10 protein-coding genes are annotated in these 12,047 nt (G+C 42.3%); 1 reads left to right on the forward strand and 9 read right to left on the reverse strand.

The window, feature by feature from the left end:
* Window positions 1-18 precede the first annotated feature (18 nt).
* From DXA54_RS15010 to DXA54_RS15055, 9 genes are all read right to left on the reverse strand, one after another.
* Window positions 19-465: a hypothetical protein gene (locus DXA54_RS15010; RefSeq protein WP_120079894.1), complete on the reverse strand. Its 447-nt coding sequence runs from the start codon at window positions 463-465 to the stop codon at window positions 19-21.
* Between the two features lie 809 nt (window positions 466-1,274).
* The gene (locus DXA54_RS15020; protein ID WP_120079896.1) at window positions 1,275-3,257 is read right to left on the reverse strand and encodes a response regulator; all 1,983 of its coding nucleotides are present in this window, start codon (window positions 3,255-3,257) and stop codon (window positions 1,275-1,277) included.
* Between the two features lie 108 nt (window positions 3,258-3,365).
* Window positions 3,366-4,115: a nucleotidyltransferase family protein gene (locus tag DXA54_RS15025; protein WP_004300821.1), complete on the reverse strand. Its 750-nt coding sequence runs from the start codon at window positions 4,113-4,115 to the stop codon at window positions 3,366-3,368.
* A 36-nt stretch (window positions 4,116-4,151) separates the two neighbouring features.
* Window positions 4,152-5,582: a phosphotransferase gene (locus DXA54_RS15030; protein ID WP_120079898.1), complete on the reverse strand. Its 1,431-nt coding sequence runs from the start codon at window positions 5,580-5,582 to the stop codon at window positions 4,152-4,154.
* Window positions 5,583-5,708: 126 nt separating this feature from the next.
* Window positions 5,709-6,377, reverse strand: a complete 669-nt coding sequence (locus tag DXA54_RS15035) for a flavodoxin (RefSeq protein ID WP_008648824.1) — start codon at window positions 6,375-6,377, stop codon at window positions 5,709-5,711.
* 15 nt (window positions 6,378-6,392) lie between these two features.
* Window positions 6,393-7,478, reverse strand: a complete 1,086-nt coding sequence (locus DXA54_RS15040) for an alpha/beta hydrolase (protein ID WP_120079900.1) — start codon at window positions 7,476-7,478, stop codon at window positions 6,393-6,395.
* Between the two features lie 31 nt (window positions 7,479-7,509).
* Window positions 7,510-8,448, reverse strand: coding sequence for an EFR1 family ferrodoxin (locus DXA54_RS15045; RefSeq protein ID WP_008648826.1), 939 nt, complete (start codon window positions 8,446-8,448; stop codon window positions 7,510-7,512).
* 70 nt (window positions 8,449-8,518) lie between these two features.
* A complete protein-coding gene (locus DXA54_RS15050) occupies window positions 8,519-9,010 on the reverse strand; it encodes a cupin domain-containing protein (RefSeq protein ID WP_008648827.1) in 492 nt (163 codons plus the stop codon).
* A gap of 9 nt (window positions 9,011-9,019) precedes the next feature.
* The gene (locus tag DXA54_RS15055) at window positions 9,020-10,696 is read right to left on the reverse strand and encodes an alpha/beta fold hydrolase (RefSeq protein WP_008648828.1); all 1,677 of its coding nucleotides are present in this window, start codon (window positions 10,694-10,696) and stop codon (window positions 9,020-9,022) included.
* 339 nt (window positions 10,697-11,035) lie between these two features.
* Between DXA54_RS15055 and DXA54_RS15060 the strand changes: the two genes are divergently transcribed.
* Window positions 11,036-11,932 carry a helix-turn-helix domain-containing protein gene (locus DXA54_RS15060; RefSeq protein WP_008648830.1) on the forward strand — a complete coding sequence of 299 codons (897 nt, stop codon included), beginning with the start codon at window positions 11,036-11,038 and terminating at the stop codon, window positions 11,930-11,932.
* Window positions 11,933-12,047: the final 115 nt, after the last annotated feature.

Here is a 12,047-nt window from a genome sequence, read left to right on the forward strand (position 1 = left end):
TTTTCCTACGAAGATATATTATAGGTTTTCTATATCAGAAGATTGAAGACCCGTGTATTTGATAATTGTATCAATGGATATTCCGTCCTCCCTCATCTTTCGAGCAATTTCAATTTGCTTCTTTTGCTCTCCTTTCTCCATCCCTTTCTCCATCCCTTTCTCCATTCCTTCCTTTATTCCTTCTCTTATCCCTTCCTTTAGCCCTTCCTTTAGCCCTTCTTTCATCCCTTCTTCAGCCGCTTTTCTCCGCATCTCTTCGTTTTTACGCCGTTCATCCTCCTCTACGATTTGATTGACTCTATATCGATCTAATGCCTTATCATAAGCGATACGATTTTCTTCCGAAAGATCGGCAACTGCTGCCAATCTCGCCAGATGTTCAAACACTTGTTCTTTAATTGATTGATCACAACCATGAAAGCCAACAACAAGATTAGAACGACGTGAGTATAATGTTTCTTTCATCTATAAATTTTGGTAAGTTCACCTGATTTAGAGACTATTCCAGCTTTTTTTAGAAAAGATTGGGCATTCCTTTTATTAGCTGTAATTTTCTTCACTACCTCAACTCTAAGTTCTTCCCGAGTTTTTATTTTCTTTGTAGCAGTCATTATATACCTCCTTTCTTGTACAAAGATAACTATTTAAATCCATAAACATAAAAAACAATCCCAAACTTTACGGATTTATAGCCTTTTATAGTAAGCCGTCTCCCTTTCAATTCCTCCAAACAAACAAGAGAAATGTTCTATTTTTCAGATTAAGAAAGAAAACAAAACTATTGAAGATGGTAATCCGGAATTAAAAGCATCCATATTATCACATATATATGCATATTACTGCCACAATACAGCATATATTTTCAGATGATATGCGTTTTCTTTAAAGAAATAAATGATTTTCCTCGGTGAGCAATAAGCCATTCCTCGGTGAGGAACACATCCTTCCTCACCGAGAAAGCCTTCCATACTCACCGACCAAGTTATAAAAGCCCTCGGAAAAGCCTGTTTATAGGCTAGTTCATCATCATATACGCACCAAAAAAGAATGATAAAACAAACTACATACGGGCAAACAGTAAGCATATAGATAGCAATACAGAGGAATTATTTATTTTTAGACAGGAATTATCCAGGATAACAAACAATCCTACATTCTTTCATCCAAAATGCAGAGCGTTTTTTCCTTCACCACAAACAAGTGACTGATATATTAAAAACAGAAAGAATAGAATATACCCTTTTTCAGATCAGCACATTTCTAATCCCATCCTTTCAACAACCATACTCTTTCAGAGTCTGCATCAACTTCGAGCCATTGATCGGCTTCACCAGATAATCATCACAACCGGCTTTCAACGCAGCTACCCGGTCAGCATCAAAGGCATGAGCAGTCAGGGCGATAATTGGAATTTCAGCATTGAACTTCCGGATCTCCGAGGTTGCAGTACGTCCGTCCATAACAGGCATCTTCATATCCATCAGTACCAAATCCACCGGTTGGGTGCGGACAATCTCAACTGCCTCCAGTCCATTCGGTGCGTGTAACAACTGGCATTTGTTTTTCAAGATAGAAGATACCAAAAAGAAGTTACTTTGTATATCTTCAACGACCAGTACTCTTTTAGGTACTTTTTTTGTTTCTTCGGAGTCAAGAATATTTTCTTTATTCGCATCCTTCTCATTGTTCCGACGTGAAGAAGTCGGTTCGCTGTTAACCGATTCGAACTGGCATGGCAAAACCGCCCAAAATAAAGACCCTTTATCAAATTCTGACTCAAAGCCTATCTCTCCTCTGCAAGCCTCAACAATGGCTTTACAAATGGACAATCCCAATCCGGTTCCCTGTGCAAATTCATCCAGTTTCTCAAAACGATGAAATACTTTATCTTTTTTATCCTCCGGTATGCCGATACCTGTATCGCGAACGTAAAGACGAATATTTTCGTCTATCTTCTCATACCCCATTTCAATAGTTCCTTTGGAGGTATATTTGATAGCATTAGTTACAAAGTTAGTGAGAATCTGCGCTAACCGGTTTTTATCCAAACGAACGGTACAAGTTTCATAAGGATTCACGGGAACTAACCGAACCTGCGGATTTACTACACGACGATGCATCGAAGCAGCTAATTCGTTGAAATAAACAGCCAAATCAAAATTTTCGTATTTCAGTTCTACCGAGCCGGCTTCTATTTTCGAAAGATCCAGTATGTCGTTAATCAGCTTCAAAAGCAACTCATTGTTGGCATTGATAATCTGAATAAATTCTTCTTTTTCTTCTTGATCTTCCGTCACCATCAATAAGTCGGAAAAACCAACGATAGCATTTAACGGTGTACGAATTTCATGGCTCATATTTGCCAGAAAGGCGGATTTCAACTTATCGGATTGTTCAGCGCGGCTCCTTGCCTTTTCAAGTTCACCAATCATGTGCTGCCGCTCGGTAACATCATCTACACGAATCACGACACCGTTAACATCTCCCTGTTCATTAAATATGGGAGTAGCAAAGACTTCTATGACATGCTTGTTATCCAGATTAAACAAGATAGACTCTACCTGACCGGATTTCCGGGCACGTTGCATCACACAATTCTCACAAGGAGTGGTGCGATTATGGGCTGTCAGATAGCAAGGTTCTCCTTTTTTGTAAGCCTCATAAGAAAGGCTTTTACTACAAAGCGAGATATTCTCCCATTGTACGATATAGTCGTTCGCAATATATGCCAATCCCGAATTAATATTGTTCAATACCAATTCATTCTGACGAATCAAATGGATCATTCTTTGTTCGCTCTCAAGAAGTTCTTTTTTCGAACGCACAACCTCTTCGTAAAGATTGTCATATTTGTTTTGCCACAAAACACGTTCGGTGATATCTTGAGTTATCACCATATAATTGGTAATTTCAGACTTATCATTATGTACAAAAGAAACGGTAATCTCGAAGAATTTTATACCGGACAGATTAGTAGGAAAAAGACGGCACAAGTCATCAAAATCATATTTTGCCATGAAACGCACTGTTTCTCCTTTTCTGATCTGTTCCTTGATTTCATCAGAGAAACTGGTGTAGTTGAATAGATTATAGCCCAAAATATCCTTTTTGTCTTTTATCCCCATTGATCTCAACCGTGAATAATTGACATCTATCATGAGACCGTCCTTATCATACAATTCCAAGCCTACAGACAAGTCATTAAAGATATTATGCAATAAGTTATCAGCTATCCCATTTACCAAAGTCTGTTCCATGCAGCAAAATTTGTATAGTATTACAATATTGATTGTTTATCCAAGCAAAGTTACTTTAATATTTTGTTACATAGAAAGAAAGAGGCCTTTTAGCCTCTTTCAGTATCTTTATTTCGCATTTTGGTATAAGAAGCCTTCTGCTTTCGCTAATGTTTCCGGTTTGCCTATATCAATCAGATGCAACTTTTCTGTCAAGTAACCACCATAGTTTACTTGCCGGCAAGTGGCAAGATAGAAATCCATGATAGAGAATTTTCCATCCCATGAGGGAGAGGTCATCCATTGAAAAATGGCGGGCGAAAGTACATGGATGCCACTGAATGCATATTCTTGATAAAGGGAAGAATCATACTGAAAACCTTCCGGTTTCACTTGTTCCGTATCCTTGTTTATCCATCCGCAAAGTCTCTTATCTGTATCAAAAAGAAGATAGCGGGAGGTTTTACGTTGGCTGGCCAGTAAAGTGGCAACAGCACCGCTTCGTAAATGGTAGTCATATAATTCTTTCAGATTCACATCTGAAAGAATATCGACATTGTGTATCAGGAAAGGCTCATCGGAGTTTTCAAAGAAAGAACGGGCTTTCTTAATTCCCCCACCGGTGTCGAGCAACAGATCGCGTTCATCGGAAATATGTATGATAAGCCCAAAATTCTCATTGGCTTCTAAGAAATCAAGTATTTGTTCGCCAAAATGATGGATATTAATCACTATTTCTGTGAATCCGGCAGCTTTCAGTTTTAAGATCACATGTTCCAACATCGGATGTCCGGCTATGGGAACCAAAGCCTTCGGCATGGTATCGGTGAGCGGCTTCAGCCGGCTACCCAAACCGGCTGCAAATATCATTGCTTTCATTCTTTCGGTTACTTTCTTCTTTAATATTTACTCTTCTTAGATTGTTGCCTCAAACGTATGTTCGATATTCTGTTCCCGATGCACCAGTTCGACTTTCACACCAAATTTCTGATTCAGGTGCTCTGCCAGATGCTGGGCAGAATAAACAGAACGATGCTGTCCGCCGGTGCAACCGAAGCAGACGGACAAATTGCTGAATCCGCGTTCCATATAACGTTGCACGGAGGCATCCACCAAAGCATAGACATGATCGAGGAAACGGAGTATTTCTCCATCTTCTTCCAAGAAAGTGATTACAGGTTCATCCAGTCCGGTGAAAGGTTTGTAACGCTCATACTTACCGGGATTATTCACGGCGCGACAGTCGAATACATAACCTCCTCCGTTACCCGTGGAGTCATCAGGAATGCCTTTCTTATAAGCAAAGCTCATTACTTTGACAGTTAGCTGCCGCTTTTTCAGATCATCCGTAAACTGTTTCAGTCCGGTAAGCTCCCGCAAAACGTTACAGAGATACGGATATTCCGGATATTCTTCTTTCAACAATTCACGCAGGTTCTCGATAGCATAGGGAACACTTTGGATAAAATGCGGTTTCTTTTCGAAATAGCCACGGAAACCATAAGCTCCCAGCACTTGCAGCGTACGGAAAAGGACAAAGTGACGAAGCTGGCTATAAAAATAGGATTCGTCAATCGGTTGGTATTTGCGAAGAGCTTCCATATACTCTTGCAGCAGTTCTTTACGAAGACTATCGGGATATTTCGCTTTCGCTTGCCACAGGAAAGAGGCTATGTCGTAATAGAACGGGCCTTTACGTCCTCCTTGAAAGTCAATAAACCATGGTTCGCCATCTTTTATCATCACATTACGGCTCTGAAAATCACGATACATAAAAGTAGCGGAAGAACTACGAAGCAAGACATCACTCATTTTCTGGAAATCATCTTCCAGTTTATCCTCCTGAAACTCCATACCGGTAGCTTTCAGGAAGCAATATTTAAAGTAATTCAAATCCCACAAAATGGAACGTTGATTGAACTCCGGTTGAGGATAACAACGGGAAAAATCAAATCCATCGGCCCCGGCAAACTGAATAGCAGGAAGCAGACGAATTGTTTTGCGGAGCAACTCTTTCTCCTCTTCTGAAAAGACACTGGTAACACGTCCTTTCTCTATGGCATGAAACAATAGAGCATCCCCCAAATCTTCCTGCAAATAATAGGTTTTATCTTCCGAGACAATGCGAACTTCGGGAACAGGCAGACCGCACTTACGGAAGTGCCCCGCCATATAAAGAAATGCTTCATTCTCATCAGTTGAAGCCCCGTAGACTCCAATCAACGGCTGAATACCCGTCAACCGAAAATAACGGCGGTTGGAACCGGAAGACGGTAATTCTGTTATGTTTTCAGCGGGAACGCCCGTATATGACTGATAAAGTTTCTGTAGTTCTTCAGTAATCATAGTCGTATATTTTCGAGCAAAGATAGAGAATCTAGCTAAATAATACTATCTTCCCGCTGATAAAAACCGCCTACTTTACCAAATCCGTGGTGTATAGGTCTTTATTCCGATGACATGGTACATGACTCATTCAATCGTTACTCCCATTCTTCTCAACCATGCTTCTACCCCGCTGGCACGACCGGGCATATCGATCCCGTCATCATCAGGGCGTCCGGGAGTCGTAATATCATCCGGATCAAGATCCTCCGGAAGAGTTACCGGGATATGTTTCGAATTAGGAGTCAGTTTGTAAATCTTCTGCATTGATTCGTTGAGATAAGTTGTTGCGCCATAAGTGATAAACGGAATAATCGTTTTACCGCTCAAATCATAATTGTCGAGAAAGGTACAAACAACCATAGCAGGTTGGTGCCACCAGCAAGGCGAACCGACAAAAATCGTATCATACTGCGCGATCGTTTCGGCAGCAGGCAGATTGGCTACCCCCGGACGTAAATCATTGTAAGCTTCGTTTTGAACACGGTCGCTGTCGTCATAGGGATTCGAGGCATAAGGAACAGATGCCCTGATACGATATACATCAGTCCCAAGTAGTTCTACAATACGTTCTGCAACCGCTTGCGTATTACCTGTTGCAGAGAAATAAGCAACCAAAATTTTACTGTTGCCAGATAATTGATCGGGAGTGTCCGGTTGTTCCGTCCCCGAAACAGAATTATCATCATTCTTTGAACAAGCAGCCGCTATTGTCAGGGAAAAGCATAAAAAGGGGATTAAAAGTAACTTTCTCATACGTTGTTTTTTATATTATTTATTCAATTTGTTATGATGCAGCCACTCGGTCAGCAAATCTGCAATCTCAATATTATTAAGGTCAGACATCATGAAATGTGTATTGCCCCGAATACCCATTTTAGGAAGTTCAACCAATGTAGCATTACCACCGTGACGATTGATTGCTTCCACAAACTTACGCCCCATCTGAAGCCGTACCCGCCAATTCTCACCGCCAAGTTTATCGGTTACTTCTTCAGGAATATAATCACCGAAATAAAGGACAATTGGAATTTTTGTCAGTTTCATAAAATCGTCCATCGGCACACTTACTCCTTTAAGTGTTCCCGTCAAACCCGGCATCGGTTCAGGAACTTCTCCTTCAGGAAAAACATACGTTCCCGGCTCGTAAGATACGATCCCCCGAATATTCGGATTTTCGATAGCTGCCAGCCATCCCGGAAATCCTCCTGCCGAATGTGTTACGATAATTCCCTCACCGATGCGACCGAACAAAGCATCGAGTGCTGTAAGGTCGGTTTTCATATCGTGCCGACTGATGTCAGGTGTCATTTGGCGAAAGAATTGTTCAAGCGATGCAGAATCAGTCGGAAACTGTACACCCTTATTAAAAGCCGGCCATTCACCGATACGGAAAATATCAAACCAGAATTGCTCGTCTGCCTTCGGTTCTAATTTTGTTTCAGCAGTTGTCCGTCCTGCCCGCCCACGACCGGGCATATCAGCAACATAAGTGCCAAAGCCTCGCCGCAACATTAATGTCTGAAATCCCTCACGTCCGTCAGGTGTCATTTGCCAGCAACGTCCTGACTGTCCATAACCATGGATGAAGACCAACGGAAGCCGATAAGCATCGACCGGAATTTGGAAATCGACAACAGCATGGTCCGCATGATAACTCTGCCCTTGTTCGATAGGCGTACCGAAACCGGTAAATTTACTGTTATCGTATGCGCCAGAGTGTTGAACAACTGTTCCTCCAACAGCAAAACTGCCCTGTTTAGCGATTGCAAGCGGCGTATCGCTTACAGATATATTCCGCCCAAAACTACCCACCCACATAAGAAGGATAAATAAACTTATAGATAATCGTTTCATACATATTGTTTTTAAGTAATTACACCTCTTTTTATTGTCTGTTAGCTCTCTTTATATCCACCAGCGAGATATATTCATTCCGGTATCGGGCATTCGGATTTCGTTCACCATTTGCCAACAAAGGGTCCTCGTCATTTTTCTTGAATTGAATAGCTTTCTGCGGACAATTCTGAATGCAGGCAAAACAGAAATCACAATCCCCCTGCATTTTAATGCCGTTTGAAGTAAACTCATAATTTCCACGCGGACAGACATCCGTACAAGCTCCACAATCAATGCAATTCTTCGTGACAACAAAATAATTTTCGCTCCTTTTGAGAAAACCGACTTCCGGGTCGAGCCCTGAACGTGCCATGAATCCAGCGTGCATCTGCCGTTCTTCTTCACTTACCGGTTCGTGCCAATGCCGCCTTTGTGATAAGTCTTCGGTAATCTGCCGCAAGTTCTCCGGAATATGTTTGTCTATTTTTATCTGTTCATTCATATCGAAGTTCGGCAGCCAGTTATCCACCATGATGAGCGTGGTGATATAGTCGAATTTGTTGCCAGCCTTACTCGATATATCATTCCATATCTCTACCGAATCGCATTTCCTCGCTCCATAAGTGAGCACTGCAAACTTATATGCTGCTTTTAACTTTGCTTTCTTTATGAAATTCCTCACCATATTAGGCGGCATATGACCGTATATCGGATAAACAAGACCTATTTCATCAGCCTCAAACTCATACCGGTTCTGCTTTACCATTTGCGGAATACTCAACAACTGTTCTTCCGACTCCACTAATTGGCGGGCAGCATGTAAACAGTTTCCCGTGGCAGTGAAATACAAAATGATGCGCTTCTTCTGTGGTTTTTCAGCACAAGAAGTCAAAGCTGGCAATCCTATGGATGAGGCGGCGGCTCCGGCAACCATCCTGCCCATTCGTGCTAAAGCTTCTCTACGGCTGATCCTTTTATCTGTTCCCATATCGTTTAATTATATTATTATCAGTTTACACTACTCCTGCCTTCCAAAAAGACAGAAACACCCATTTTGCTTATTCTTCAGCCCGCTCTAATTCATTATACTCTTTATCCGTTACCGGTTCCAACCAGTCGACCGGACCTTTCGAAACCTGTGTACCGATGGCAACATGTGTAAACTCGCTGTCGGGAGCCGCACCGTGCCAATGTACTATATTGGGAGCGATTCTCACAACATCACCGGGATGAAGCACTTGTATGCTTTTTCCTTTTTCCTGATAATATCCCTTCCCTGAAGTACAAAGCAAAATCTGACCGCCCGGATGCGAATGCCAGCTATTGCGCACACCCGGCGCGAAAGTTACATTACTGACAGTGCAGTCCATTGAATCAGTCGCCGCGACAAATCTTTCAAGCCATGCCTCACCCGTAAAGTTCGGATTATCTACTATCAAAGAACCTTTGGAGAACACATCTTTCTGAACAGTGGCTTCCATCTCTTTCTCATTTTGATTACAGCAAGCACTCATCAGCACCGCAACAGCAATTATAAATAGTTGTTTCATACTGTGTCGTTATTTTAGGTATTGTTTGAAGTAGTTATCCAACTTGGGAAGCGTTATTTTCAGATACTCCGGACGGTCGTAAAGATCGACGTGGGTAGCACCCGGTACAACGAACAGTTCCTTGGGTTCTGCAGCTTTTGCATAGGCATCTTCCGAGAAATAGGCAGATACGGCATTCTCTCCTGCGATGAAAAGTAACGGGCGTGGTGAAATCGTTTCAATCTGTACAAACGGGAAGAAGTTCATCATCGGCGCAAGGCTCGTATAAGAATAATAGGCCGTAGAGTTAGGATGCTGTCCACGCGCAGGATTATCATAATAATCAAGGAAGTCGAGAGCGTATTTGGGTGTCGAAGCATCCACCTTCTCCGGCAGGGCGCGGATATCTTTACGGTCTGCCCCGCCAAATTCTATCGTACGCTGACGACCGATTTCGTCGAGTGACGCCATCCGTTGTTCATAAGTCATCGAATCGCCTACACCCTGGCGACGGGCACGTCCCATATCGTACATGCTGATTGTTGCCACAGCTTTGATACGATGATCTATTTGCGCAGCACTCACCGAATAGCATCCGCCACCACAAATACCAATCACCCCGATTTTATCAATATCAACCGCCGGATGATTCGACAGAAAATCAACTGCTGCACTGAAATCCTCCACACGTACTTCGGGAGACTCTATACGCCGCGGATAACCACCACTTTCACCATAATAGGAAGCGTCAAATGCCAGTGTAACATACCCCTGTTCAGCCAGACGGCGTGCATAAAGCCCCGAAGTCTGTTCCTTTACACCACCGAAAGGATGACCGACAACCAGTGTCGGGTATCTCTTTGCCGGATCACAGTTGGCAGGGAGATAAAGATCACCAACCACATCAATCAGAAAACGGTTGTGAAATGTAACCTTCTGTTTCTTCACTCCATTTTCCACGACTACAACCGGTGTTCCGGGATTGACTATTAATCCTTTACTTTGCAATACTTCATCCAGCACCATCCGTCCGGCATCAGCTTCGTCACAACCTATCTGCTTCTCAACGATGGCAAGCAAATGGCGCAATTCGTCGGGTGTAACGCCCACATTCAAAGCAATACCTATATGGCCTTTCATCATTGGTTCTACCCCACCAATGGCAGCTAATACTGCTACGGTAGCAATTTCACGTTCGGAATAGGTCAGCACGTCACGTTCGAAAATATCGGCAAAAAGATGTTCTTTGAGAAACACTTCAATTTCGGGAGCCAATACAGCATAATCCGCTTTCGGAGCATCAACCGGTGCACCCGAAATCCTGGCTAGTATATCCCGTCCGCGGTCGTACTTGCTTCGGGTATCGGTAATTGGTGAAGCTTCACGCCCTCTTTTATCCTCAATACCGTTTGCCTTACGCTCATCGAGTACGGCGACAAAAGTCTGTAATCCGCGAAGAGCTCGCGGAAAACCGCAATAAGCATAAGAATGAACCATTATCTCTTTCAATTCATTGACGGTCATTCCGTCCTCCAATCCTGCAACGAGGGCTGGTTTCAGTTTTGCAAGGTCTCCTTTACCCACAAGGGCGGCAACCTCTACGATATATTGCTGCTTCTTATTCATCACTTGTTCTGCTTTCGGGGTTTGTGCCATGCCTAAAGAGGCAAGACAAACCATCCATATTCCTAAAATGTACTTTTTCATTATAACCCTTTTTCTAAACGGACTAAACAGCCCAGAGCCAACATCCAGTCCGATAGCGGACATTTGCAATTTCTTGTTTCCTAATTTTCTGTACTTCATACTCTCGTTATTTAGATGATTCAAATTACCAACTTTCGATGATGCAAAATTATGTGATAAATAGAAGCGCGTCCATAGACGGATTACGGTTTCAAATACCAATTTTACTGATTGGATATGGCTTGCTTTCAGCAGAATAACACAAATTACATAATCACTAACCGATATTACTGATTCTGCTACCGAAAGATTGCTTGTATATAAAATTCTGCTATCTTTGCCATAGAAAAAAAATAGAGTATGGGAACAATCATAAAGTTAGATTCGGTGCAAGACTACAACGAACTGTTGGGAGTAGAGACTGTTCATCCATTAGTAAGCGTAGTCGATTTTTCGGAATTAGAGAGTGTCCGCCACTGTCTGAAGAATTTTGGTTTTTACTGCATTTTCCTCAAACATATTGATTGCGGCCCGCTACTTTACGGACGTAACCAATATGATTACCAAGAGGGAACGTTAGTCTTTATTGCACCGGGACAGGTTGCCGGCATTGATGACGACAAAGTATCGTATCGGTACAAAGGATGGTGTCTGATGTTTCACCCCGATTTGCTGCGTGGCACCTCTCTCGGGCGTCGCATGGCAGATTACTCGTTCTTTTCATACTCGTCGAACGAAGCATTGCACATGTCCGAACGCGAACAGCATATTATCATTAACTGTTTCCACGAAATTAAAGAAGAGCTGCAACACGCCATTGACAAACACTCCAAACAAATCATTACGGCCAATATCGAAGTATTACTCAACCACTGCGTCCGTTTTTACGACCGTCAGTTCGTAACACGTGAAACTGTGAACAAAGACTCACTAACCCGTTTTGAGGGTTTATTACGTGATTATTTTGCTTCGGATAAGCCCCAGCAACTCGGTTTACCCTCGGTTGCATGGTGCGCCGACCAGCTACATCTATCCGCTAATTATTTCGGTGATCTTATTAAGAAAGAAACCGGAAAATCAGCACAAGAATATATCCAGTTGACCACTATCGACCGTGCTAAAGAATTGCTGATTGAAGGTAATAAATCGGTCAGTGAAATCGCTTACGAATTAGGCTTTAAATATCCGCATCATTTAAGCCGATTATTTAAAAAAGTGGTAGGGATGGCTCCGAATGAATATAAGATAGCAATCTAGCAAATCTCATTATATGGAAGGATTTTCAGTGCAGGGATTAAAGGTTTTCAGTGCAGAAATTTATAATAGTTTATGCAGCAGGGCAGACGCATTAAAAATTATTTTCCTGTAAAAG

This window comes from Bacteroides sp. OF03-11BH (assembly GCF_003604005.1).
GTDB classification, from domain to species: domain Bacteria; phylum Bacteroidota; class Bacteroidia; order Bacteroidales; family Bacteroidaceae; genus Bacteroides; species Bacteroides ovatus.

What these genes read in the sequence shown, in the direction of transcription:
- DXA54_RS15010 (WP_120079894.1), bottom strand. Translation starts at nt 465, where the DNA reads ATGAAAGAAACATTATACTCACGTCGTTCTAATCTTGTTGTTGGCTTT.
- DXA54_RS15020 (WP_120079896.1), bottom strand. Translation starts at nt 3,257, where the DNA reads ATGGAACAGACTTTGGTAAATGGGATAGCTGATAACTTATTGCATAAT.
- DXA54_RS15025 (WP_004300821.1), bottom strand. Translation starts at nt 4,115, where the DNA reads ATGAAAGCAATGATATTTGCAGCCGGTTTGGGTAGCCGGCTGAAGCCG.
- DXA54_RS15030 (WP_120079898.1), bottom strand. Translation starts at nt 5,582, where the DNA reads ATGATTACTGAAGAACTACAGAAACTTTATCAGTCATATACGGGCGTT.
- DXA54_RS15035 (WP_008648824.1), bottom strand. Translation starts at nt 6,377, where the DNA reads ATGAGAAAGTTACTTTTAATCCCCTTTTTATGCTTTTCCCTGACAATA.
- DXA54_RS15040 (WP_120079900.1), bottom strand. Translation starts at nt 7,478, where the DNA reads ATGAAACGATTATCTATAAGTTTATTTATCCTTCTTATGTGGGTGGGT.
- DXA54_RS15045 (WP_008648826.1), bottom strand. Translation starts at nt 8,448, where the DNA reads ATGGGAACAGATAAAAGGATCAGCCGTAGAGAAGCTTTAGCACGAATG.
- DXA54_RS15050 (WP_008648827.1), bottom strand. Translation starts at nt 9,010, where the DNA reads ATGAAACAACTATTTATAATTGCTGTTGCGGTGCTGATGAGTGCTTGC.
- DXA54_RS15055 (WP_008648828.1), bottom strand. Translation starts at nt 10,696, where the DNA reads ATGAAAAAGTACATTTTAGGAATATGGATGGTTTGTCTTGCCTCTTTA.
- DXA54_RS15060 (WP_008648830.1), top strand. Translation starts at nt 11,036, where the DNA reads ATGGGAACAATCATAAAGTTAGATTCGGTGCAAGACTACAACGAACTG.